This is a genomic window from Hydrogenophaga sp. (genome assembly GCF_030373245.1).
Lineage (GTDB): Bacteria > Pseudomonadota > Gammaproteobacteria > Burkholderiales > Burkholderiaceae_C > Hydrogenophaga.
Genome location: NZ_JAUCZF010000003.1, coordinates 377,310 through 400,620, shown reverse-complemented (window position 1 = coordinate 400,620; position 23,311 = coordinate 377,310). Strand labels below are relative to the sequence as shown.

Here is a 23,311-nt window from a genome sequence, read left to right as displayed (position 1 = left end):
GACACGGGGCACGGAAAGGCAGAAAGGTTCAGGGCTTGGCGAGGCCGCCGGGGTGGCTGCTGAAATGGTCCATGATGGCCTGCACGCCCGAGCCGGCCAGCTTCACGCCGGCCAGCTTCAGACCCATTTCGCAGCCAGCGACCGTGGCCACCAGTGTCAGGTCGTTGCTGTCGCCGAGGTGGCCGATGCGGAACATGCGTCCCTTGACCTTGCCTAGGCCGGTGCCCAGCGAGCAGTCGAAGCGCTCATAGATCACTTTGCGCACCGCGTCGGCGTCCACCCCTTCGGGTGTCATCACGCCGGTGAGGATGGGCGAGTAGACCGCCGGGTCGGCGCACTGGATGGCCAGGCCCCAGGCGGTGACCGCGGCGCGCACGCCCGCAGCCCAGCGCTGGTGGCGGGCGAAGACGTTGTCGAGTCCGTCGGCCAGCAGCATGTCGCAGGCTTCGCTCAGGCCGTAGAGCAGGTTGGTGTTGGGGGTAGAGGGCCAGTAGCCGGTCTTGTTCATTTCCAGCATTTCGCCCCAGCCCCAGTAGCTGCGCGGCGTCTTGCAGGCCTTGCTGGCCTCGATCGCCTTGGGCGAGAGGGCGTTGAAACTGATGCCGGGAGGCAGCATCAGGCCCTTCTGCGAGCCGCTGATGGACACATCGATGCCCCAGGCATCGTGCTGGAAATCGGCGCCAGCCAGGCCCGAGATCGTGTCGACCAGCAGCAGGGCCGGGTGTTTGGCTGCGTCGATGGCGCGCCGCACGGCAGCGATGTCGCTGGTCACGCCGGTCGAGGTTTCGTTGTGCACCACACACACCGCCTTGATGCTGTGGCCGCTGTCGGCCTTCAGGCGCTGCTCGATCAGGTCGGCCTGCACGCCATTTCGCCAGCCTTCCAGGCCGGGCAGACTGAGCACCTCGGTCTTCAGCCCCAGTTGTGTGGCCAGTCGGTTCCAGAGGAAAGCGAAATGCCCGGTTTCGTACATCAGCACGTGGTCACCCGCGTTGAGCGTGTTGACCAGCGCTGCTTCCCAGGCGCCGGTGCCCGAGGCCGGGTAAATCATCACAGGATGCTGGGTCTTGAAGATGGCCTGCATGTCGGCCAGCACCTTGAGACCCAGACGGCCAAACTCCGGGCCTCGGTGGTCGATGGTGGGCGAGCTGATGGCCCGCAGGATGCGGTCAGGCACCGGCGAGGGGCCGGGGATTTGCAGGAAGTGTCGGCCGGTCGGGTGGGCGTTCGTCGTCAGCATGCAGAGCAACCTTTCGTGAGTGCCCTCATTTTTGTATTCAAAATACAAATGTCAAGGGGAAACACCCTAGAATGGTCCCGAACGCGATTCTTTTTTGCATACAGAACCGATTGCATGTCCGCTGATATCTTGTCGATCGAGCGCCCGGTGTTGCACGAGCAGGTGGCGCGCCGGCTGCGCCAGATGCTGGTCGAGGGTCGCATCGCGCCTGGCGCCAAGCTCAACGAGCGCACCCTGTGCGAGGAGTTGCGCATCTCGCGCACACCGCTGCGCGAGGCGATCAAGATGCTGGCGGCCGAGGGTCTGGTCGAGCTGCTGCCCAACCGCGGTTCGGTAGCGGTGCAGCTGAGCGAAGCCTCGGTGCGCGACACCTTCGAGGTGATGGCCGGGTTGGAGGCGCTGTCAGGCGAGCTGGCGGCGCAGCGCGTGACCGACGCCGAGCTGGCGGAAATCAAGGCCCTGCACTACGAAATGATGGCCGCCTACACGCGGCGCGACCTCTCCGCCTATTACCAGCTCAACGCCGCCATCCACCACCGCATGAACCTGGCGGCCAAGAACCCGGTGCTCACCAACACCTACAACCAGGTCAACGCCCGCCTGCAGGCCCTGCGTTTTCGCTCCAACCAGGATGGCGAAAAGTGGAGTCGCGCTGTGCGTGAACACGAAGCCATGATCCAGGCGCTGGAAGCCCGCGACAGTGCTGCGCTGAGCCGTGTGCTGCTGAATCATCTGAACAACAAGCGCGATGTGGTCATGGAGCAGCTTCGCTCGGTGAACGCCGCGACCGAGGCCGCTCAAGGAAACGCCCCATGAATGCTCCCCTGCCGCTCCACGTGACCCGCGAAGCGCCAGATAAGTTGTACGACCGGGTGGCTGCTGTGAGCAACGAGGTCGCGGGCAAACTGGCCAAACGCCTGTCGGTGCAGACCCGCGGCGAGGTCTTGTTCGGCCCCGCAGACCGGGGCCGCTACGCCACCGATGCCTCGATCTACCAGCAGATGCCCGTGGGCGTGTTCGTGCCCACCGACGCAGCCGATGTGCGTCTGGCCATCGACATTTGCCGCGACCTGGCCGTGCCCATCGTGCCGCGCGGGGGAGGTACCAGCCAGTGCGGTCAGACGGTGGGCGCCGGGCTGGTGATCGACCACAGCAAACACATGCGCCGCGTGCTCGATGTCGACGTGGCCGAGCGCACCGCGACGGTGGAGCCTGGCCTGGTGCTTGACCACCTCAACGCCCGGCTCAAACCGCATGGCCTGTGGTATCCGGTGGACGTGTCAACCAGCGCGCAGGCCACGCTGGGCGGCATGGCAGGCAACAACTCCTGTGGCAGCCGCTCCATCGCCTACGGCAACATGGTGCACAACGTGCTCGGTGCCGAAGCCTGGATGGCAGACGGCAGCCTGGTCGACTTCGGCGCCTACGAGCAGGCGGGCCCTGAAGCCCGGGTCATCGGCGACTTCGTGCGCGACCTGGCGATGGAGCACGCGGACGAGATCGATGCACGCTGGCCCAAGGTGCTGCGCCGCGTGGCGGGCTACAACCTCGACATCTTCCGCAATCAGAATCAGAAGCCGTACACGGCGGATGGCTCGGTCAACCTCGCCCATCTGCTGGTGGGCAGCGAAGGCACGCTGGGCGTCACGCGCTCGCTGCGGCTTCGGCTGAGCGAACTCCCGCGCGCCAAGGTACTGGGTGTGGTGAACTTCCCCAGCTTCTACCAGGCAATGGACAGCGCGCAGCACATTGTCAAGCTCGGTGAAGGGATGGCGGTGGGGCAGCTGACGGCGGTGGAGCTGGTCGATCGCACCATGATCGAGCTCTCGCTCAAGAACCCGGCGTTTGCGCCCACCATCCGCACTGCGTTGTCGCCCCACATCAACGGCGGCAAACCCCAAGCGGTGCTGCTGGTGGAGTTTTCCGGTCCGAGCAAGGCGGACATTGCGCACAAGCTGCGCGAGCTGATCGACCTCATGGGCGAGCTGGGTCTGCCCGGAAGCGTGGTCGAGATGGTGGACGACGCGCCGCAGAAAAACCTGTGGGAGGTGCGAAAGGCCGGCCTCAACATCATGATGAGCCTGCGCGGCGACGGCAAGCCGGTGAGTTTCATCGAAGACTGCGCGGTGCCGCTGGTGCACCTGGCCGAGTACACCGATGCGTTGACCCAGGTGTTTCGCAAGCACGGCAGCCGCGGCACCTGGTACGCACATGCCTCGGTCGGCACGCTGCACGTGCGGCCCATTCTCGACATGCGCCGCGAGGGCGCGAGCAAGATGCGCGCGATCGCCGAAGAAGCCAGCGAGCTGGTGCGCCAATACAAGGGTGCCTACAGCGGCGAGCACGGCGATGGCTTGTGTCGCGGCGAGTGGATCGAATGGCAGTTTGGTCCGCGCATCAACGAGGCGTTTTCGCGCATCAAGACCCGGCTGGACCCGGACGGCCTGTTCTCCCCCAACCGCATCATTGACCCGCCGAAGATGGACGACGCGAGCCTGATGCGCTTCCCGCCCGCGTACAAGGTCGTGCCGATCCAACCGGTGATGGACTGGCGGGCCTGGGATGTACAGAACGATCCGGTCACCGAGCAGACCACTGAGCCAGGCACAGGCGGCGACCCAGCACGCGGGCTGGCCAAGGCGGTGGAGATGTGCAACAACAACGGCCATTGCCGAAAATTCGACGCCGGCACCATGTGCCCGAGCTACCGCGTGACGCGCGACGAACAGCACCTCACGCGTGGCCGCGCCAACACCTTGCGCCTGGCCCTCAGCGGTCAGATCGAGGGCCTGGCGGGCGAGGACGCACTCACCAGCGAGGTGGTGAGGGATGCGATGGACTTGTGCGTGGGTTGCAAGGGCTGCAAGCGCGACTGCCCCACGGGCGTGGACATGGCCAAGATGAAGGTCGAGTTCCTGCACCATTACAAGGCGAAGCACGGCCACACACTGAAGGACCGGCTGGTTGCGCAACTGCCCGACTACGCTCGCACTGCGGCCCGCCTGGCGCCGCTGCTCAACCTGCGCAACCGCGTGCCGCTGCTGGCCAGCCTGGCGGAAAAGCTGCTCGGTTTCTCGGCGCAGCGCAGCCTGCCCGAGTGGCAGAGCCGTCACTTCTTCAACCAGACCAGCCAGACCGCGACCCGTGAACAGGTGCTGGCCGCCGAGCGCGGCGTGGTGCTGTTCGTCGATACCTTCAATGGCTACTTCGAGGCCGACAACGCGCAGGCCGCCGTCAAGGTCTTGCAGGCCGCGGGCTACACAGTGCACGTGGCGACCAAGCTGAAGCCAGACGGCCAGCATCTGTGTTGCGGGCGCACCTACCTGGCCTCGGGCATGGTGGAGCGGGCGCGCGAAAAGGCGCGTGAAGTGGTGCACAGCTTGCTGCCATTTGCCGAGCGCGGCATCGCCATCGTCGGTCTGGAGCCGTCGTGCCTGCTGACGCTGCGAGACGAGCTGCTGGTGATGGGTCTGGGTTCAGGTCCACAGCAGATCGCCGCGCAAGCGCTGCTGTTCGAGGAGTTCCTGGCGCGCGAAGACCGCGCCGGGCGACTGGAGGTGCTCAAGGCCCAGCTGAAGCCGGTGAGTCAGCCGGTGCTGCTGCACGGGCATTGTCACCAGAAGGCGTTTGACGCGGTCTCGCCCATCCTCACCGTCCTGGGCTGGATTCCCGGCGCCGAGCCGCAACTGATCGAGAGCAGCTGTTGCGGCATGGCGGGCAGCTTCGGCTATGAGGCTTCGCACCACGCGGTCTCGATGCAGATGGCCGAGCTCAGTCTGCTGCCCGTGGTGCGCGCCGCACCCGACGCCATCGTGGTGGCCGACGGCACCAGCTGCCGGCACCAGATCCACGACGGTGCGCAGCGCGACGCGGTGCATGTGAGCCGGCTGCTGGCGGATTTGCTGCCAGCTTGACGGGATTTCAGAAAAAGCCGAAAGCACCCTGAAAGATGGTGCCCATCAAGAGCACCCACCATCCCGCCAGGGCCCAGCCGACCCAGCGCCGGGGGACCCAGACCACCAAGGGCAACAGCGCCATGCAGATGAGCACGAAACCCATCGACACGGCCTGATCGCCCTGCAGCGTCACGTAGCCCTTGAACCGGGCGTAACCGCTGTGGGTTTCTGTCACGATGGCCAGTAGGCCCAGCCCTGCGAGGAATGCCGCGGCCAGGGTGCAGAGCACGCGTGCCAAAACAGATGTTTTGCCGGGCGCCTGGGTCAAGGATGGTCTCGTCACGTCTCTTTTTTCGTTCATGCGCTTTCGCTTTCTTGCCTTGGGCTGTCTGCCAGACCTGCTGAGGGTTGGGTTGTCGGGGCGAGGGGCGGTAAGGCGCACTGTCGTGCGCACCTCGGTTGGTTAGGGTTCGGGCCAGGTCAATGCCAGACCGCTCTCGAAGCGCCGCGCCCATCCCGTGACCGGGTCGGTGAACGCGATGGCCTGGGCCAGCAGACACAGCGGGCGCTCGAAGTTTTCTTGATCGTCGGGTCCGTGCAGCACCTGCGGGTAGAGCTGGTCACCCGCGATCGGCAAGCCCAGGGCCATCATGTGCACCCTGAGCTGGTGGCGTTTGCCGGTGCGAGGCAACAGCCGGTAGCGCGCCCACGGTCCGTGACGCTCCAGCCAGTGAATGGTGGTTTCGCTGTTGGCCGCGCGATGTTCGTCCTCGCACATGCGAAAAAAATCGATGGGATGCTCGGTCAGGTGGCTGACCCGGGTGTGGGGCCAGACGCCGTGCTCGGCATGTGGGGCGATGGCTTCGTAGGTCTTCTCCACCGTGCGTCCGCTGAACAGCGCGTGGTAAGCGCCACGCTCGGCCGGTTGCACCGCCAGCAGCACCAGCCCGGCGGTTTCGCGGTCGATGCGGTGCAGGGGCGCGAGCTGGGGCAGGCCGAGGCGGCGTTGCAGACGCACCAGCAGCGACTGCTGCACGTAGCGCCCGCCCGGGGTGACCGGCAGGAAGTGCGGCTTGTCGGCCACCACCAGGTGCTCGTCCTGAAACAGCACCGTTTCCTCGAACGGGATGAGGGTCTCGTCGGGCACGTCCCGGTAGTAATAGACCCGGGTGCCGCCTGCGTAGGGCGCGTCTGGCGACAAGGGGTCGCCGCTTTCCGCCAGCACCTGGCCCTGCGCCAGCCGCAAGGCCCATTTCGAGCGGCTGATGGTGGGCATCCGCTGAGCCAGGAAGTCCAGCACCGTGGCCCAGGGCGGGGTCTTCAGGTGCGGCAACGCCACGCAGCTGGGCGATACACCGTGTCGCGGCGGCACCGAAGCAGAGCGAGGGGAGCGTGACATGGGTCTCGGTGTGTGGGGTCATGCAACTTGCGGAAGGATGTGGTTACAGGCCCGCTGCGCAAAACCGTTATTCTGCGCTGACGACCCCTTGCACCCTTTGACCCGTCATGAACCTGCCCCATCGACCCCCTTTGATCGCACCCACGCTGGCGAGCGGCAGACGCACGCTTGGCGCCCTGCTGTTGGTCTGCGTGCTGGTCCTGCCAGGCTGCACGGTACTGGCCGTGGCCGACGTGGCGGCCTCGGCCGTGGTCGGTGCCGCGGGTCTGGCCGTGGACGCCGCGGTGGGCACGGCCAGGATCGGAGGCAAGGTCATCGGCAAGACGGCCGATGTGGTGATGGGGTCGGACGAAGCGGCCGCTGCGGCTGACTGAGCTTTTGGGCCACCAGCCGCGTGGTTCAGGCGCGGCGAAACACCAGGTCCCACACCCCGTGGCCGAGCTTGAGGCCCCGGTTTTCGAACTTGGTCAGCGGTCGGTAGTCGGGCTTGGGCGCGCAGCCGTGCGGGCCTGGTTCGGCGGCGGTGTTGGTCAGCAGCGGCTCATCGCTCAATACGGCGTGCATCTGCTCGGCGTAGGGCTCCCAGTCGGTGGCCAGGTGCAGGTAGCCGCCCGGCTTGAGGTGGCGCGCCAGCCGGTTGACGAACGGGCCCTGGATCAGGCGGCGCTTGTGGTGGCGGCTCTTGTGCCAGGGGTCGGGAAAAAAGATGTGCACACCATCCAGGCTGGCTTCGGGCAGCATGTGGTCCAGCACTTCGACGGCGTCGTGGCGCAGGATGCGGATGTTCTCGATGCCACCCTCGCCGATCAGCTTGAGCAGCGCACCCACACCGGGCTCGTGCACCTCGCAGGCGAGGAAGTTGTCTTGGGGGCGCGCCTGCGCGATATGGGCTGTGGCCGTGCCCATGCCAAAACCGATTTCCAGGAACAGCGGCGCGATGCGACCAAAGGCCGCCTCGGCGTCCAGCCGTTGCGGCGCGTAGTCCAGCAGGTAGCGCGGCCCATACTGGTCGAACGCGCGCTGCTGGCCCGGACCGATTCGGCCAGCGCGCAGCACATAGCTCTTGGTCTGGCGCAGGTAGGTCCCGTCTTCGGGCTGGGCGCGGGGGGCTTGGTGGCGGGGGTCGGTCATGAAGGCGGTGCAGAGGGTGCGGAACGGGGCGGGGCGCCGATTGTAGAAGCCCATTGCGTGACCCAGCTTGCCAGCGCGGCGGGGACGCTGCCTTTGGCAGGAGCAAGCTCCAGCACCGCAGCGGCCCGATTCAGAGCGGTCAATGGGTCGGTCAAGTCCAGTGGCGCGGCACCGGTTTGTTTGCTCAGCTTCTCCCCGCTGGCAGTCAGCACCAGCGGCGTGTGGCGGTATCGCGGTGTGGGCAATGCCAGGGCCTGCTGCAACAAGATTTGCCGCGCCGTGTTGTCCGCCAGGTCCTCCCCGCGCACCACATGGGTGATGCCTTGGTCGGCGTCGTCCACCACCACCGCCAGTTGGTAGGCCCACAGCCCGTCGGCGCGTTTCAGCACGAAGTCGCCCACGGCGGCGGCGACGTCCTGGGTTTGCGGCCCCAGTCGCACGTCGGTCCAGTCCACGCGGGCGTCTTCCCCAAGGTGAAAGCGCCAGGCACGCGGCGCCTGGCCCTGCAAGCTGCCGCGCCCGGGTCGGCAGGTACCGGGGTAGACGGGCGCGTGGTGGCGCTCGCGAGCCAGACCCTGCGCATGCAAGGCGGCTTCGATGTCTTTGCGCGAACAGGCGCAGGGATAGGCCAGGCCGCTTGCAATCAGGCGGTCCAGCGCGACTTGATAGAGCGCGCCGCGCCGCGACTGCCACACCACGGGCTCGTCGCTCACCAGGCCGCAGGCAGCGAGCTGGTTCAGGATGACCTGATCAGTGCCTGGCACACAGCGCGGCCCATCCACGTCTTCCATGCGCACCAGCCAGGTGCCGCCGTGCGCGCGTGCGTCGAGCCAGCTGGCCAGCGCAGCGACCAGTGAACCGGCATGCAGAGGCCCTGTGGGAGAGGGTGCAAAACGCCCTCTGCAGAGCGGGTCAATCCAGGGCGTGTTGGACATCGCTTCCGCGCTGGGTGAGAGATTTCCAGGATGATGGCATGTTCAGCACCCACCTCGCCCCCGGCCTGGCCGGGCAGCCAGAGAGGCCAGCCTTTCGGCACGGCGCGAAGCGGCGCAGGGAGGCGTCAAACCATGGCCAGTGCCATCTCCAGGCCGGACACAAAAGCGTCTTCCACCCGATGCCCCAAACACCAGTCGCCGCACAGGCCGATGCCGAGTTCATCGTCGTAGATGAACGGGCGGCCCAGCGGCTGCTGGGTTTGCGCGAAGCGCCAGCGGTGAACCACCGCGTGGGCCGGCGTGACTCGGATCCCGGTGATTTCTGCGAAGCCCTTGAGTAGCTTGGCCTTGACGCGTTCGGCGTCGTCTTCCAGGTGTCTGATCGACCAGGCCGGGCTGGCCTGGATGGTCCAGCGCTCGACGCGCTCACGCCCGGGCTTGCTGTTTTCGCGGGCCAGCCAGCTGATGCGGTGGTGGGTGCTGCGCGCGGCGTTCCATTGCGGCCCGAAATGGCTCAGTCCAGGCTGCATCGCATTGGGGTAGGCCACCATCAGCGTCCAGCAAGGGGCGACCTGCACGGGTGCGAGGGCCTGGCGCAGGTGCGGTGCGTGGCCGGAGGCGAGCAGCAGGTCGTGCGCTTGCAGGTGGGGCTGCGCGAGCACCACGCGGTCGAAGCCGCCGAGCACCACCTGGCCGCCGGCGCTGTCCTCGGCGCGCAGCTGCCACTGAGCGGAGTTGAGCGCATCGCGCTCGATGTGGGTGACGCGCGTTTCGGTCAGGGCTCGGGCGCCGCTCACGCCGTGCAGTTCGGGTTTCAGCAGGGGCTGCGCCCAGTGCGTCACCAGGGCATTCATGCCGGGGGTGGCCACAAAGTGCGGCTCGGTGGGCGGCGGTGCGCTGGCCAGCACATGGCCGAGCTCATCGAGCACGCGCACCGTGCTCACGCTCCAGGCACGCACGATGGGTTGCGCCGTCAGCAGCGCCTTGGCAAAGCGCGCATCGCGCACAGTGAAATACTGTGAGCCGTGGTCGAAGCCGCCGAACTCGGTGCGGCGGGTCGACATGCGACCCCCAAAACCCCGGCTTTTCTCCAGCACGGTGACTCGGTGCCCCGCTTGCAGCAGGGTGCGGGCGCAGACGATGCCGGCCATGCCGCCACCCACCACCGCCACGTGCATCGGCGCGGCAGAAGCTGGCCGGGTCGATCTTGCTGGTTTGGAGGCCGCTGGTTTGCTGGCGGTGCCGCGTTTTTTGGTTTTGTTCATGGCGTGTGGCGGTTGCGGGCTGAGGATGTGGGTGCAGAGGTGGTTTGACTGTAGCAGCCCCTCGGCTGATCGCCGGAGGACTCAGGCCTGGTGGTGGTTGTTGAGCAGCGCGGCGCGCGTGGTCGGGCTTTGCAGGCGCGCCAGCCACCAGCGCAGCGCCCGCCCGCCATCGGCCTCGCGCGGCTGGCGCCAGGCGTAGTGCACACGCACCACGCGGTTGGGGTTCTGCACCGGCTTGACCACCAGCCGACCCGTGTCGATGTAGGGCTGCGCCAGCGGCAGCGGCAGGAAACCGACGCCCAGGCCGCGCAGCTGTGCTTCGAGCTTGTGCTGCATGGTGGGGACGGTGAGCAGGTCCTGGCCAGGGGCGAGGTTGTACGTCAGCCCTTGACCGCGCTGGGTCGAGTCCGACACCGCCACCGAGCGGTACTGGGCGCGCTCGGCGTCGCTGAGCTTGTGGGTGGTGGCGGCCAGCGGGTGGTGAGGCGCCACTGCAAATACGAAGGCCACCTCGCCCAGCGGTGCTTGCTGCAGCTCCCCCTGGCTGGGCAAGGGGACGACACCCAGGGCCAGGTCGGCCTGCCCGCGCTGCAGCGCCTCCAGCGTGCCCGAGAGGGTTTCGGCGCGCAGCTTGATGCGCGTGGGCACGCCTTCGGCGTAGAACGCCTCGCACAGCTCGAACAGAGTCGCGCGCGCGATGATGGCGTCGGCCGCGATGGTGAGCAAGGGCTCCCAGCCGGTGGCCACCCGCTTGACGCGCTGGGCCACGGCGTCGAGTTCGTCCAGCAGGTGCTGGCCCGAGCGCAGAAGCTCGGCGCCGGCGGGGGTGAGCCGGGCGCGGCGCGAACTGCGGTCGAACAGCAGCACGTCCAGCGCGTCTTCCACCTGGCGCACCCGGTAGGTCAGCGCGCTGGGCACCATGCCCAGTTCGCGCGCCGCTGCCGCCATGCTGCCCAGCCGGGCCACGGCTTCGATCAGCCCCAGGTTGTCGGGTGACAGCGCGCTTCGGGGATTCTGTTGAGTCATGGCTTTCGGCGGATGATCATTCAAAGGAATTGAATGATGCCATCAAAGGCCTGCGGCCGTGGCGCCGCTGGCCCGACCCACAATCAGGCCATGTTCAACGCCTTTGGGATCGCTGCAGGGCAGCGCCCCTGCCACCGGAAAAGGACCCTCTCACCATGATGCAAGTTCGCCGTTCAGAAGCCCGCGGTCATGCCGATCACGGCTGGCTCAAGAGCCAGCATTCTTTTTCTTTCGCCGAATACCACGATCCGGCCTGGATGGGCTGGGGCAATCTGCGCGTGATCAACGAAGACCGCATTGCGCCCGGCACCGGTTTTGGCACCCACGGCCACCGCGACATGGAGATCGTGAGTTACGTGTTGCAGGGCAACCTGGCCCACAAGGACAGCATGGGCAACGTCAAAGGCATTCCGCCAGGGGACGTGCAGCGCATGAGCGCCGGTACCGGTGTGCAGCACAGCGAGTTCAACCACGCGCCGCAGCAGACCACGCATTTTTTGCAGATCTGGATCGAGCCCAAGGTGCGCGGTATCGCGCCGGGCTATGAGCAGAAGACCTTTGCCGATGCCGACAAACGCGGCCAGCTCAGGCTCGTGGCCTCACCCGATGGTCGAGAGCAATCCGTCACGCTGCATGCCGATGCCGCGATCTACGCGGGTCTGCTCAACGGAGCGGAACAAGCTGAGCTGGCCACCGATCCGGCGCGCAAGGCCTATGTGCACCTGGTGCGCGGGCAGCTGAATGTGAATGGCGAAACCCTGCACACCGGCGACGCCCTGGCGATTGCGCAGGAGTCGCGCCTGGTGCTGAACCATGGTGTGGATGCCGAGGTGCTGGTGTTTGACCTCGCGTCCTGACCCATCGGTCAGCCGCATGTCTTTTCCTGACTCCGTTATGCAAAGCCTTCAGAATTCCTTCGCCCTGTTGTCTCGCCTGCTGCTGGCGGCGCTGTTTCTGCCCGCAGGCATCAGCAAGATCGGGGGATTCGAGGGCACGGTCGGCTACATCGCCTCGGTCGGTCTGCCGTTGCCAACGCTGGGCGCGGCGATGGCCATTGTGGTCGAGGTGCTCGGTGGCTTGGCGCTGATCTTGGGCCTGGGCACACGGTGGGCGGCACTGGTATTGGCCCTGTTCACGCTCGTGGCTTCGGTGTTCTTCCACAATTTTTGGTCCATGCCAGCCGATCAGCAGTTCATGCAGCAACTGATGTTCATGAAAAACATCGGCATCGCAGGAGGTCTGCTGGCCTTGACGGCCTTTGGCGCAGGTGCTTTCAGCCTGGACGCGCGCCGCGCAGCTTGATCTTCTTTTCTTTCTCGTCGTTTTCAACTCCGCGCGCAAGCGCCTCTTTTCAGGACAGCTTCAACATGACACACATCGTGGTTGTTTATCACTCGGGATATGGACATACCCAGCGCTTGGCGCAATCGGTGGCAGACGGCGCTGGCGCCGATCTGCTGGCGATTGATGCAGAGGGCAACCTGCCTGATGGCGGCTGGGAGACACTCGCCGCCGCCGACGCCATCATCATGGGCAGCCCGACCTACATGGGCACCGTGAGCTGGCAGTTCAAGAAATTCGCTGATGCCTCCAGCAAGCCCTGGTTCAGCCAGCAGTGGAAAGACAAGGTGTTTGCCGGTTTCACCAACAGCGCCAGCATGAACGGCGACAAGCTCTCGACGCTGCATTACCTGTTCACGCTGGCCATGCAGCACAGCGGCATCTGGGTCGGCACCGGCCTGATGCCCAGCAACAGCAAAGCAGCCCAGCGCAACGACGTCAACTACATCGCCTCGTTCAGCGGCGCCATGGCGCAAAGCCCGTCGGACGCTGGCGCCAACGAAATGTTGCCCGGCGATCTGGAAACCGCCCGCCTGTTCGGCGCCCGCGTGGCCGAAGTGACGACCAAGTTCAAAGGCTGATTGCCGCCGGCTCGTCCCCAAGGCAGGCTCAGCCTCCTCAGGGGGCAGCGACCCGCGGAGCGTGGGGGCCAGGGGGCCAGCCGCCGGGCCGCCCCAAGGCAGGCCCGGCCCCCTCGGGGGGCAGCGACCCGCGAAGCGATGGAGCGTGGGGGCCATGGGGCCAGCCGCCGGGCCGCCCCAAGGCAGGCCCAGCCCCCTCGGGGGGCAGCGACCCGCGAAGCGGTGGAGCGTGGGGGCCATTACCATCGCCGCATGACCATCATCAGCATGCTTCCCTGGGCGGACTGGCTCGCGCTGTTCTGCTTTCTTGCACTCTGGACCGGCTACGCCTGGTTTGCCCGCGTCTGGGGTGCGAGAAAGGGCTCGTTGATCCACACCACCAACCGCTACCGCGGCTACTGGATGCGCCAGGCGGCGATGCGCGACCCGCGCATGCTCGACGGGCTCATCACCCAGACGCTGTCGAACACACCGGCGTTTTTCTCCTCCACCTCCATCCTGGTGATCGGTGGTCTGTTTGCGCTGCTCGGCACCACCGACAAGGCGGCCGAGCTCATGAGCGAGATCCCGTTCGCCCAGACCACCACGCTGGTGGTGTTCGAATTCAAGGTGCTGGTGCTGGTGGGCATCTTTGTGTATGCATTTTTCCGATTCTCCTGGTGCATGCGTCAGTACACTTTTGTGGCGCTGGTGATCGGCGCCATGCCGCCGCCAGAGGACTTCGTGTCGGGCAAATTCGACCAGCGTCAGTACGCCGAGCGGGCAGCGGCCATGGTGGGCGCGGCGGCCGAGACCTTCAACGACGGTTTGCGTGCCTACTATTTTTCGTTTGCCGCCATCGCGTGGTTTTTTTCACCGCTGGCCATGGTGGTGGCCACTGGCCTGGTTGCCGCGATCTTGTATACGCGGGAGTTCCGCTCTGAGGTGTTGAAGATTCTTCGCGACGACGGCAGCGCGCCTCCCTGATCGCCTGGGCCTGGGCTTCTAGAATGAGCCCATGTTTGTTCACCTTCGCCTGCACTCCGAGTTCTCCGTCGTCGACGGCACCAATCGCATCGACGAGGTCGTGGCCGCCGCCGCCGCCAATGCCCAGCCCGCGCTGGCCCTCACCGACCTGAGCAACCTGTTTGGCGCGGTCAAGTTCTACAAGGCCGCGCGAGGCAGCGGGGTCAAGCCCTTGCTGGGGGCCGAGGTCATGTTGCAGGGTTTCAGTGTGGAGACGCCAGGGGCCATGCCCGGCAGCCACCAGCCGCCCGCGCCACGCATGGTGTTGCTGGTGCAGGACCGGCAGGGCTACCTCAACCTGTGTGAGCTGCTGGCCCGGGCCTGGACACGCAACGACGGCCGCGGGCAGGCCGTGGTGCAGCGCGAATGGCTGGAAGAACTCAACGCCGGGCTGATCCTGCTCGCCGGCGCCCAGGCCGGCCCGGTGGGGCAGGCGCTGATGCAGGGGGACGAGGCGCGCGCGACCGACATCGCCCTGCAGCTCTCCAGCCTGTTCACTCATCGCTTCTATATCGAGCTGCAGCGCGCTGGGCGCGCGGAAGACGAGCGCCACGTCGCCGCAGCAGTGCAACTGGCGGCCCGATTGCGGCTGCCGGTGGTGGCCACGCATCCGGTGCAGTTCCTGCAGGCCGACGACTACGAAGCGCACGAGGCGAGGGTCTGCATTGCCGACGGCGAGATCCTGAGCAACAACCGGCGCGTTCGCCGCTTCACGCGCGAGCAGTACTTCAAGAGCGCCGAGCAGATGGCAACGCTGTTTGCCGACCTGCCGTCCGCACTGACGAACACACTGGAAATCGCCAAGCGCTGCAACCTCTCGCTGGTGCTGGACAAGCCGCAGCTGCCCGACTTCCCGACTCCGCTGATCGACGGCGTGCCCATGGCCATGGAAGACTTCTTCCGCCAGTCGTCTTTTGAAGGTCTGGAGGAGCGCCTGTTGCAGCTCTACCCTGACGCGAGTGTTCGCGATGCTGAGCGGCCGCGTTATGTGAGCCGGCTGGAGTTCGAGATCAACACCATCCTGGAGATGGGCTTTCCCGGTTATTTCCTGATCGTGGGCGACTTCATCAACTGGGCCAAGAAGAACGGCTGCCCAGTGGGGCCGGGTCGCGGATCGGGCGCCGGCTCGCTGGTGGCGTATGCGCTCAAGATCACCGACCTGGACCCGCTGAAATACAACCTGCTGTTCGAGCGCTTCCTGAATCCCGAGCGGGTGTCCATGCCCGACTTCGACATCGATTTCTGCCAGAGCAATCGCGACCGGGTGATCGACTACGTCAAGGACAAGTACGGCAAGGACGCGGTAAGTCAGATCGCCACCTTCGGAACGCTGGCTGCGCGCGCCGCGATCCGCGACGTGGGTCGGGTGCTGGACTTCTCCTACGGCTTTTGCGACGGCATCTCCAAGCTGATCCCCAACAAGCCCGGCATGTCGGTCACGCTGCAGTACCCGCCGGTACCCAAAAAAGAGGGCGACAAGAACAACTACGCGATCGAGATGGAGCCGGTGCTGGCCGAGCGCATCGCCAAGGAAGACGATGTCAAGACCCTGATCGAACTGGCGCAAAAGCTCGAAGGCATGACGCGCAACGTCGGCATGCACGCCGGCGGCGTGCTGATCGCGCCGGGCAAGCTGACCGACTTTTGTCCGTTGTACGCGCAGCCCGGCAGTGCCTCGGCCGTGAGCCAGTACGACAAGGACGATGTTGAAGCCATCGGCCTGGTGAAGTTCGACTTCCTGGGCCTTGCCACACTGACCATCCTGGAGATCGCGCGCGAAATGATCCAGCGGCGCCATGCTGGTCAGGAGGAGTTCACGTTTGACCACGTGCCACTGGACGACCCCAAGGTGTATGCGCTGTTCACCCGCGGCCAGACCGAGTCGGTGTTCCAGTTTGAAAGCCGCGGCATGCAGGGCATGCTCAAGGACGCCAAGCCCAGCCGGCTGGAAGACCTGATCGCGCTCAACGCGCTGTACCGGCCCGGTCCGATGGACCTGATCCCCAGCTTCGTCGCGCGAAAACACGGTCGCGAGCCCATTGAGTACCCGCATCCGCTGGTGGCCGAGATGCTCTCCGAGACCTACGGCATCATGGTCTACCAGGAGCAGGTGATGCAGACTGCGCAGATCCTGGGCGGCTATTCGCTCGGTGGCGCCGACATGCTGCGCCGGGCCATGGGCAAGAAGAAGGCCGAGGAAATGGCCAAGCACCGCAGCATCTTTCGCGCTGGTGCAGCCAAGAATCACATCGACGAGCAAAAAGCCGACGAGATCTTCGACCTGATGGAGAAGTTCGCAGGCTACGGCTTCAACAAGTCGCATGCCGCGGCCTACTCGCTGCTGGCCTACCACACCGCCTGGCTCAAGGTTCACTACACGGCTGAGTTCTTCTGCGCCAACATGACGGTGGAGATGGACGACACCGACAAGCTGCGCGCGCTGTTCGAAGACGCGCAGCAGATGGGCGTGGTGTTCGAGGCGCCCGATGTCAACCGCGGCGTGTACCGGTTTGAGCCCATCACCGACCAGTCGATCCGCTATGGCCTGGGCGCCATCAAGGGCACGGGGCAGCAGGCGATCGAAGCCATCGTGGCCGCGCGCGAAGGTCGCGGTGAAGGCCCCAGCGGTGGCGAGGTGGGACCGTTCAAGAGCCTGTTCGATTTTTGCCGCCGCGTCGATCGGACCAAGCTGAACAAGCGCACGGTCGAGGCGCTGATCAAGGCCGGCGCATTTGACCGCCTGCACCTCAACCGCGCCGAGGTGCTGGCCTCGGTGGAGCGCGCCTTTGACTTCGCGTCAGCGCAGCAGGCCAATGCCAACCAGGGTGGCCTGTTCGACCTGCTGGGAGCCGACGACCATGGATCAAGCACGCAGGAGCCTGATCTGGTGGAGACCGTGCCCTGGGGCGTGAAGGAGCGGCTCACGCTGGAGAAGTCCGCCATGGGCTTCTACTTCTCTGGCCACCTGTTTGACGAGGTGGCGCGCGAGGTGCGGCAGTTTGCGCGCACCCCGCTGGCCGATGTTCATGAAAGCCGGGACCCCTTCATCGTCGCGGGCATCGTGAGCGATCTGCGCATCATCAATGGCCAGCGCGGACGGCTCGCCTTCTTCAAACTGGACGACAAAAGCGCATCGCTCGAACTGCGGGTCGATGAGCAGCTGATCAACCAGCACCGCGGTTTGCTGAAGGATGACGAGCTCATCATCGTGCAGGCCACCGCCCAGCCCGACCGTTTCTCCAGCGGGCTGCGCGTCAAGGTGCAGCACATCTGGGACCTGGCGGCGGCGCGTTGCCGCTTTGGCAAGTTCCTGCGCGTGGCGGTCAACGGACACGCGCCCTCGGTGGCCCAGCTGGTGCGCGAGTTTCCGCCCAAGCGGGAGGTGACCGAGCAGGGCGAGCTGCTGCGCGGCTTGCCGGTGCGCCTGGCGGTGCTACGTGAAGGCGCGCAGTGCGAGCTGCAGCTCGATGACCGGGCATTGTTCTTCCCTACCGATGCCGCGCTGGCGAGCTGGATGGCGCAGGCACACGAGCAGCGGGCCGAGATCGAGTTCGACTGAAGCCGTTGCTGCCCGGCCATTGCCGGGCCACCCCCGAAGAACAGCCAGTTGCGTGAAGAATGGCTTGTCGGGGTTGTCATTCTGGTGTTCAGGGCGCCTTGGAAGTGCCGATACTCCAGACATCATGAAACTTCAACACAAGGCCTGGGCCCTGGTCCTGATCGTCGTTGCGATCGGCGCGGGCAGTGCCATGTTGGGTACCCGCTACCTGGTTGGTCAATCCTTTGATCGCCTCGAAAGCGAGCGCGCCGTGCGCGAGGGAGAGCGGGCCCGCCGGGTGCTCCTTCAGCAGCTTCAGGCATTGGCCGCCAGCGCGCGCGATTATGCTTATTGGGCGGATACCGTCCAGTTCCTGGCGGGGACTCGCCCCAACTTTGTCGATGAAAACTTCGACGCTGAAAATCTGGGCTACCTGCGCGTTGCCGAGGTGTTGATTTTCGATTCCAGGGGCCAGGCGCATGCCACGGTGGCGCGCGAAGGAGAGGACGCGCTGCGCGAGGTGAGCGCCGATCGCGTGGCCGCTTTGCGCGAACTGGCCATGACGGTGGTGGCCACGGGGGATGCCAAGCATGTGTTGCGCACCTTGCGGGTGAAGGACGGGCAGCTCGAGCTGATCGTGGTGTCCGCGGTACACGACCCTGACGATGAGAGCGGGCGTGTTCACGGCACGATCATGATGGTGCGCCACTTTGATGCGCAGGAGCTCACAGGATTGACAGAGGTGTTGATGACGCCCACCCGGCTGTCTTTCGATGCCGCTGCTCCTTCCGGCGAAGACACCTATGTGGTCCCGGTTGATGCGGGCAACGACGAGCTTTACGCTGCGCTCAAAGATCACCGCGGCCAGCCCGTGGCCGCGCTGGTGCTCACGCTGGATCGGCAATTGCAACAAAAAGCGCAGGAACTGACCTGGCAAGGCATGGGTTTGGCTGGGCTGGCGGGGCTGTTGGGCAGCGCGCTGCTGGTCTGGTTGCTGGATCGCCTGATCCTGACGCGCTTGCAGCGGCTGCACAGCGACATTCAGCGCATCACCGCGGAGGGACCGATGCTGGCAGCAGCTGCATCCTCCGAGGGCAATGACGAGCTCGCTCATTTGGGCGACGGGATCAACCGCCTGTTGATGCGGGTTCGAGATGACGCGGCGGTGCAGCAGGCCGCCAGGGATCGACAAGAGGCGCTGCAACTTCAACTGATGCAAAGCCAGAAGACCGAGGCGCTGGGGCGTTTCACCAGCGGCATCGCCCACGACTTCAACAACTCGCTGGCGGCCATTGGCGGCTGGGTTCGTCTCGCTGACGAAGATCTCGATCCCCAGCACGCCAGTCACGAGGCGCTGCAGCAGGCACTCAAGGCCACCCGGTACGCCAACGGCTTGATGCGCCAGTTGCTCGCCTTCAGTCGGCAGTCAGTGCCCAAGCTGGAGCCCTTGCAGGTGTGCCGCCTGATTGAGGAGTCGCGCAGTCTTTTGTCCTCGGGACTGCTGCGCGAGTGTGAGCTGGTGGTCAATTGCCCGCCGCAGGTGGTCTGGGCAATGGCCGACCTCACGCAGATGCAGCAGGTGTTGGTGAACCTGATCATGAATGCGGTGGACGCCATGGGCGGCCGGGGCACCATTGAGCTGGGGGTGGAGCGTGTTGTGCTGCCCTCTTCAGACCCGGCCTCAGGCTTGGGAACCGCCGGCACATTACCGGCTGGAGCCTACATTCGCTTTTCGGTGAAAGACCAGGGGCCTGGCATCCCGGAAGAACATGTCTCCAAGGTATTCGACCCGTTCTTCACCACCAAAGGCGTGGGCAAGGGGACAGGGCTCGGCCTGTCGGTGGCGCAAGGCATCATGGCTCGCCATGGGGGCGCAATCGGCCTCACCACTGCGCCGGGCGCAGGCACCACCTTCCACCTCCACCTGCCTGAGTCGTTGCCGCCGGTCGCCGAAGCGCCTGATCAAGGCAACGAAGGCAAATCGGGCGCCAGGCAACTCTTGTTTGCCGAGGATGACCCATCGGTGCGCCACGCCTGGGCCACACTGCTGGAGCGGCAGGGCTGGGCCGTGACCACGGCACGGGACGGTGAGGAGGCCTGGACCCTTTTTCAGAGCGGTCCATCGCGCTTTGATCTGGTGGTGACCGATCTGGCCATGCCCAGGCTGGACGGTGCCAGCCTGGCCCAACGCATTCGGGCGACCCAGTCGCCTCCGCCCATCATCCTGATGAGTGGCAACGTGAGTGCAGAGGATGCCGAGCTCTTGACGCGCACCGACTTTGTGGCGGTGCTGCACAAACCTGTGGAGATCGACAGACTCAACCGGGCGCTGCTGGCCGCTGTCGGTCAGAGTGAAGAGCCGGCGACGAGCGTGGAGAGTCCATCTGGCCAGGAAACGGTCACCGTGTGAGGGTGTCGTTAAAATGCACGTGGCGCGTTGGTGATTCGCTGATCCCCTGACTCAGCGCAGCGGTTTGATCGGCCAGCCGCACGCAGCGCCACTGAGTTTCGATAGGCAAGACGCCTGGGCACCTGTCGAGCGATTTTGACGGCGCTCGGCGAAGAGCCCCTGAGCCTTCTCGTGTCGACGCCGCCTGGCGTGCGTGAGAAGCTCCCGGCCGTTTGATCCCGGCGCCCTTTCAACCCGATGACCGTGGGTATCGCACCGAGCGATGTCCCGGCTGGAGTATTCCCTTTTGTTTTCGAACCTCAAGCAGGACTGGTTGTCCAATGTCCGCAACGATGTGCTCGCCGGCCTGGTCGTGGCGCTGGCCCTGATCCCCGAGGCGATTGCGTTTTCCATCATCGCCGGCGTCGACCCGAAGGTCGGTCTGTACGCCTCGTTTTCCATTGCAACCATCATCGCTTTCATGGGTGGGCGCCCGGGCATGATCTCGGCCGCTACCGGTGCCATGGCGCTGGTGATGGTCTCGCTGGTCAAGAGCCACGGGCTGGACTACCTGCTGGCCGCCACGGTCCTCACCGGCGTGTTGCAGGTGTTTGCCGGCTGGCTCAGGCTGGGTGTGCTGATGCGCTTTGTCTCGCGCTCGGTGGTCACCGGGTTCGTGAACGCGCTCGCCATTCTGATCTTCATGGCACAACTGCCCGAACTGAACCCGCAGACCCTTGGCGTGACCTGGCACGTCTACGCCATGACCGCGGCCGGCCTGGCCATCATTTACGGTTTGCCCTACCTCACCAAGGCCGTGCCCTCGCCGCTGGTGACCATTGTGGTGCTGACAGCGGTGTCGATCGCGCTGGGGCTGGACATCCGCACCGTGGGTGACATGGGCGAACTGCCCAGCAGCCTGCCCAGCTTCCTGATTCCCGACGTGCCGTTCACGCTGGAGACGCTCGCCATCATCTTTCCCTATTCGCTCACCCTGATGGTGGTCGGCCTGCTCGAATCGCTGATGACGGCGACCATCGTCGATGACCTTACCGACACCCGCAGCAACAAGAACCGCGAATGCGTGGGACAGGGCGTCGCCAACGTGGCCACCGGCTTCATCGGCGGCATGGCGGGCTGCGCCATGATCGGCCAGAGTGTGATCAACGTGAAGTCGGGCGGGCGAGGTCGTTTGTCCACGCTGGTGGCCGGCGTGGTGCTGCTGATCCTGGTGGTGTTCCTGGGTGACTGGGTGAAGCAGATCCCCATGGCCGCGCTGGTGGCGGTGATGATCATGGTGTCCATCGGCACCTTAAGCTGGGCCTCCATTCGCAACCTGCGCGAGCATCCTAAGAGCTCCAGCGCGGTGATGCTCGCCACCGTCGCCGTGACGGTCGCCACGCACGATCTGGCCCAGGGCGTGCTGACCGGTGTGCTGCTCTCCGGCTTCTTTTTTGCACACAAGGTGGGACAGTTCTTGCGCATCACCTCACTCGCCGAAGACCAGGGTCGCCTGCGCACCTACCGCATCACCGGCCAGGTGTTTTTTGCCACGGCCGACCGCTTTGTCCAGTCCTTTGATTTCCAGGAGGTGATTGACCGGGTGAGCATCGACGTGAGCCGCGCGCACTTCTGGGACATCACGGCCGTCAGCGCGCTGGACAAGGTGGTGCTCCGGTTCCGGCGCGAAGGCACCGAGGTGGAGGTGATCGGTCTGAACGAAGCCAGCGCAACGATGGTGGACCGTTTCGCTGTGCACGACAAAGACGGTGCGCCCGACCTCATCACCGACCACTGAGAGGAGTCTGCCGTGTCCACCACACCCCGTGTCATCGCCTGCGTCGACCAGTCGCTCTTTGCCGAATCGGTCACCGACCACGCCGCCTGGGTCGCGAAGCGGCTGGATGCGCCGCTGGAGTTGCTCCATGTGATCGATCGCCATCCCGAAACCGCGACCAGCAGCGACCGCAGCGGCACCATCGGACCGAACGCGCAGGAACTCCTGTTGTCGCAACTCAGCAGCGAAGACGAAATGCGGGCGCGGTCCGCTCGCGAACGGGGACGGTTGTTTCTGGATGCACTGCGAGAGCGTGCGCTGGCCGCTGGTGTCTCGGTGGTCGATGTGCGCCAGCGTCTTGGTCACCTGGACGAGACCCTGCACGATTTGCAGGCCGGCGCGCGGCTGTTTGTGCTCGGGCGACGCGGCGATCAGGCCGCGGCGTCTGGCCTGGGCGGTCAGGTGGAAGCGGTCGTGCGGGCGCTGGAGCGCCCCATCCTCACGGTGACCGATCGATTTCAGGCGCCGCGTCGCGTCTTGATGGCTTTCGATGGCAGCCGCATCACGCGCCAAGGCGTGGAGATGCTGGCCCAGAGCCCCTTGCTGCAAGGCCTTGGCATTGAGCTCGTGATGGCCGGCGCCGCACGGGCCAGTGGTCTGCTGGATGCCGCTGCAGCGCGTCTGCAGGCTGCAGGGATGGAGGCCAGCGGCCGGGTGGTGCCCGGCGAGGCAGCGCAGGTCATCCCTCAAGCCTTGAAAGAAACGGGGGCCGACTGGCTGATCATGGGTGCTTACACCCATTCTCCCTGGCGTTCCCTGCTGCGCGGCAGCCACACCCGCGATTTGCTGCAGGCTTGCCGCGTGCCAGCGCTGCTGCTGCGCTGAGTCTGCCCCGCTCAGTCCTGAGGGCGCAGCACCACGATCATGGGCGAGGGCACGCGGCCGTCGGTATCGCGCGGCAGCGCGCTGGTGCGGTCGATGGCGCGCAGCACCGCTTCGTCCCAAGCGGCGTTGCCACTGCTTTTGACCAGGCGGCGACTGCTGATGGTACCGTCGGGCTGGCTGCGCACCTCCACCTCGGCCTGCGGGTTACCGATGATGGTGTCGGTGAACACCACATTGGGCTTGATGCGCGCAGCCACTCGGGCGCCATAGCCGGGCGTCGGGCCGCTGGCCTTCTGAGCCGTCCCGGTGGCCTGCGGGCCGCCGCTGGCACCGGCCTGGCCCATGATGCGGCGCATCTGATCGTCACGCGCCTTGGCGGCCAGCTCCTCCTGCCGTTTTTCTTCTGCGGCCTTGGCCTGCGCGGCCTTCTTGTCGGCTGCCAGTTTCTCGGCCTGCTGCCTTTTCTCGGCGGCGGCCTTTTCCTGCGCCGCCTTGCGCGTGGCGGCTGCTTTCTCCCGTTCCAGGCGCTCGGCCTCGGCCTGCTTCTTCTGTGCTTGGGCAGTCGCGATCTCGGCCGGTGTGGGCCCGGGCGGCGGGGGCGCTGGACGGGCTTCGGCGGGTTTCGGTGTGGGCTTGGGCGCTGGGGGCGGAGGCGGCGGCTCGACCGCGCGCGGAGCTGCTGCCTGAGGCAGCCGAGACCAGAGTTCAGCCTCGAAAACCGCCGGGGCAGATTCGTGTTTCCAGCTCACACCCCAGGTGAGCGCCGCCACCAACAGGCCGTGGGCCACCAGCGCCAGGCCCATCGGCCCCAGCCAGCGACCGGGTGGCGGTGGTGCCAGGTCGCGGCGCGTCTGCGCCGGGAAACGCGAGGGAAAGACCGAGTGGTTGAGCGCGCTGTTCAAG

The 23,311-nt window shown here is 65.8% G+C and carries 19 protein-coding genes; 11 read left to right on the top strand and 8 right to left on the bottom strand.

The window, feature by feature from the left end; all coding sequences use genetic code 11:
- Positions 1 to 28 precede the first annotated feature (28 nt).
- A complete protein-coding gene (locus tag QUV25_RS09930) occupies positions 29 to 1,240 on the bottom strand; it encodes an aminotransferase class V-fold PLP-dependent enzyme (RefSeq protein WP_300863490.1) in 1,212 nt (403 codons plus the stop codon).
- A 114-nt stretch (positions 1,241 to 1,354) separates the two neighbouring features.
- On the opposite strand from QUV25_RS09930, the gene QUV25_RS09925 reads away from it, so the two are divergent.
- Positions 1,355 to 2,056 (top strand): GntR family transcriptional regulator, encoded by a 702-nt coding sequence (locus tag QUV25_RS09925; RefSeq protein WP_300863489.1) that lies wholly within the window; start codon positions 1,355 to 1,357, stop codon positions 2,054 to 2,056.
- On the top strand, positions 2,053 to 5,154 hold the full coding sequence (locus QUV25_RS09920; protein WP_300863488.1) for an FAD-binding and (Fe-S)-binding domain-containing protein: 3,102 nt from the start codon (positions 2,053 to 2,055) through the stop codon (positions 5,152 to 5,154). The genes QUV25_RS09925 and QUV25_RS09920 overlap by 4 nt, the downstream gene beginning before the upstream one ends.
- Positions 5,155 to 5,161: 7 nt before the next feature.
- Here the strand turns inward: QUV25_RS09920 and QUV25_RS09915 are convergent, their stop codons facing one another.
- Positions 5,162 to 5,479 carry a hypothetical protein gene (locus tag QUV25_RS09915; protein ID WP_300863487.1) on the bottom strand — a complete coding sequence of 106 codons (318 nt, stop codon included), beginning with the start codon at positions 5,477 to 5,479 and terminating at the stop codon, positions 5,162 to 5,164.
- Positions 5,480 to 5,599: 120 nt separating this feature from the next.
- Entirely contained in the window at positions 5,600 to 6,535 is a 936-nt protein-coding gene (locus QUV25_RS09910) for a pseudouridine synthase (protein ID WP_300863486.1), read from the bottom strand.
- 107 nt (positions 6,536 to 6,642) lie between these two features.
- On the opposite strand from QUV25_RS09910, the gene QUV25_RS09905 reads away from it, so the two are divergent.
- Positions 6,643 to 6,909, top strand: a complete 267-nt coding sequence (locus QUV25_RS09905) for a hypothetical protein (RefSeq protein WP_300863484.1) — start codon at positions 6,643 to 6,645, stop codon at positions 6,907 to 6,909.
- Positions 6,910 to 6,934: 25 nt separating this feature from the next.
- Here QUV25_RS09905 and trmB read toward each other — a convergent pair whose 3' ends face one another.
- The 4 genes from trmB to QUV25_RS09885 form a co-directional block, all read right to left on the bottom strand.
- Positions 6,935 to 7,666 carry a tRNA (guanosine(46)-N7)-methyltransferase TrmB gene (trmB, locus tag QUV25_RS09900; RefSeq protein WP_300863483.1) on the bottom strand — a complete coding sequence of 244 codons (732 nt, stop codon included), beginning with the start codon at positions 7,664 to 7,666 and terminating at the stop codon, positions 6,935 to 6,937.
- Positions 7,663 to 8,601, bottom strand: a complete 939-nt coding sequence (gene gluQRS / locus QUV25_RS09895; RefSeq protein ID WP_300863482.1) for a tRNA glutamyl-Q(34) synthetase GluQRS — start codon at positions 8,599 to 8,601, stop codon at positions 7,663 to 7,665. Before gluQRS ends, trmB begins: the two co-directional genes overlap by 4 nt.
- 125 nt (positions 8,602 to 8,726) lie before the next feature.
- A complete protein-coding gene (locus QUV25_RS09890) occupies positions 8,727 to 9,779 on the bottom strand; it encodes an FAD-dependent oxidoreductase (protein ID WP_300863587.1) in 1,053 nt (350 codons plus the stop codon).
- A 168-nt stretch (positions 9,780 to 9,947) separates the two neighbouring features.
- Positions 9,948 to 10,892 (bottom strand): LysR family transcriptional regulator, encoded by a 945-nt coding sequence (locus tag QUV25_RS09885; protein WP_300863481.1) that lies wholly within the window; start codon positions 10,890 to 10,892, stop codon positions 9,948 to 9,950.
- 155 nt (positions 10,893 to 11,047) lie between these two features.
- Between QUV25_RS09885 and QUV25_RS09880 the strand changes: the two genes are divergently transcribed.
- The 8 genes from QUV25_RS09880 (at position 11,048) to QUV25_RS09845 (ending at position 22,408) form a co-directional block, all read left to right on the top strand.
- Positions 11,048 to 11,749, top strand: coding sequence for a pirin family protein (locus QUV25_RS09880; RefSeq protein WP_300863480.1), 702 nt, complete (start codon positions 11,048 to 11,050; stop codon positions 11,747 to 11,749).
- 37 nt (positions 11,750 to 11,786) lie between these two features.
- Positions 11,787 to 12,194 carry a DoxX family protein gene (locus tag QUV25_RS09875; RefSeq protein ID WP_300863479.1) on the top strand — a complete coding sequence of 136 codons (408 nt, stop codon included), beginning with the start codon at positions 11,787 to 11,789 and terminating at the stop codon, positions 12,192 to 12,194.
- 65 nt (positions 12,195 to 12,259) lie between these two features.
- Positions 12,260 to 12,814, top strand: a complete 555-nt coding sequence (locus QUV25_RS09870; protein ID WP_300863478.1) for a flavodoxin family protein — start codon at positions 12,260 to 12,262, stop codon at positions 12,812 to 12,814.
- Positions 12,815 to 13,066: 252 nt separating this feature from the next.
- Entirely contained in the window at positions 13,067 to 13,780 is a 714-nt protein-coding gene (locus QUV25_RS09865; protein ID WP_300863477.1) for a DUF599 domain-containing protein, read from the top strand.
- A 31-nt stretch (positions 13,781 to 13,811) separates the two neighbouring features.
- Entirely contained in the window at positions 13,812 to 17,378 is a 3,567-nt protein-coding gene (dnaE, locus tag QUV25_RS09860) for a DNA polymerase III subunit alpha (protein ID WP_300863476.1), read from the top strand.
- A 124-nt stretch (positions 17,379 to 17,502) separates the two neighbouring features.
- Complete coding sequence (locus QUV25_RS09855; protein WP_300863475.1) at positions 17,503 to 19,767, top strand: ATP-binding protein; 2,265 nt, start codon at positions 17,503 to 17,505, stop codon at positions 19,765 to 19,767.
- 262 nt (positions 19,768 to 20,029) lie between these two features.
- Positions 20,030 to 21,544 carry a SulP family inorganic anion transporter gene (locus QUV25_RS09850; protein WP_300863474.1) on the top strand — a complete coding sequence of 505 codons (1,515 nt, stop codon included), beginning with the start codon at positions 20,030 to 20,032 and terminating at the stop codon, positions 21,542 to 21,544.
- Between the two features lie 12 nt (positions 21,545 to 21,556).
- A complete protein-coding gene (locus tag QUV25_RS09845) occupies positions 21,557 to 22,408 on the top strand; it encodes a universal stress protein (RefSeq protein WP_300863473.1) in 852 nt (283 codons plus the stop codon).
- 11 nt (positions 22,409 to 22,419) lie between these two features.
- Here the strand turns inward: QUV25_RS09845 and tolA are convergent, their stop codons facing one another.
- A complete protein-coding gene (tolA, locus tag QUV25_RS09840; protein ID WP_300863472.1) occupies positions 22,420 to 23,310 on the bottom strand; it encodes a cell envelope integrity protein TolA in 891 nt (296 codons plus the stop codon).
- Between the last annotated feature and the right edge of the window lies 1 nt (position 23,311).

What these genes read in the sequence shown, in the direction of transcription:
- QUV25_RS09930 (WP_300863490.1), bottom strand. Translation starts at nt 1,240, where the DNA reads ATGCTGACGACGAACGCCCACCCGACCGGCCGACACTTCCTGCAAATC.
- QUV25_RS09925 (WP_300863489.1), top strand. Translation starts at nt 1,355, where the DNA reads ATGTCCGCTGATATCTTGTCGATCGAGCGCCCGGTGTTGCACGAGCAG.
- QUV25_RS09920 (WP_300863488.1), top strand. Translation starts at nt 2,053, where the DNA reads ATGAATGCTCCCCTGCCGCTCCACGTGACCCGCGAAGCGCCAGATAAG.
- QUV25_RS09910 (WP_300863486.1), bottom strand. Translation starts at nt 6,535, where the DNA reads ATGTCACGCTCCCCTCGCTCTGCTTCGGTGCCGCCGCGACACGGTGTA.
- QUV25_RS09905 (WP_300863484.1), top strand. Translation starts at nt 6,643, where the DNA reads ATGAACCTGCCCCATCGACCCCCTTTGATCGCACCCACGCTGGCGAGC.
- trmB (WP_300863483.1), bottom strand. Translation starts at nt 7,666, where the DNA reads ATGACCGACCCCCGCCACCAAGCCCCCCGCGCCCAGCCCGAAGACGGG.
- gluQRS (WP_300863482.1), bottom strand. Translation starts at nt 8,601, where the DNA reads ATGTCCAACACGCCCTGGATTGACCCGCTCTGCAGAGGGCGTTTTGCA.
- QUV25_RS09890 (WP_300863587.1), bottom strand. Translation starts at nt 9,779, where the DNA reads ATGCACGTGGCGGTGGTGGGTGGCGGCATGGCCGGCATCGTCTGCGCC.
- QUV25_RS09885 (WP_300863481.1), bottom strand. Translation starts at nt 10,892, where the DNA reads ATGACTCAACAGAATCCCCGAAGCGCGCTGTCACCCGACAACCTGGGG.
- QUV25_RS09880 (WP_300863480.1), top strand. Translation starts at nt 11,048, where the DNA reads ATGATGCAAGTTCGCCGTTCAGAAGCCCGCGGTCATGCCGATCACGGC.
- QUV25_RS09875 (WP_300863479.1), top strand. Translation starts at nt 11,787, where the DNA reads ATGCAAAGCCTTCAGAATTCCTTCGCCCTGTTGTCTCGCCTGCTGCTG.
- QUV25_RS09870 (WP_300863478.1), top strand. Translation starts at nt 12,260, where the DNA reads ATGACACACATCGTGGTTGTTTATCACTCGGGATATGGACATACCCAG.
- QUV25_RS09865 (WP_300863477.1), top strand. Translation starts at nt 13,067, where the DNA reads ATGACCATCATCAGCATGCTTCCCTGGGCGGACTGGCTCGCGCTGTTC.
- dnaE (WP_300863476.1), top strand. Translation starts at nt 13,812, where the DNA reads ATGTTTGTTCACCTTCGCCTGCACTCCGAGTTCTCCGTCGTCGACGGC.
- QUV25_RS09855 (WP_300863475.1), top strand. Translation starts at nt 17,503, where the DNA reads ATGAAACTTCAACACAAGGCCTGGGCCCTGGTCCTGATCGTCGTTGCG.
- QUV25_RS09850 (WP_300863474.1), top strand. Translation starts at nt 20,030, where the DNA reads ATGTCCCGGCTGGAGTATTCCCTTTTGTTTTCGAACCTCAAGCAGGAC.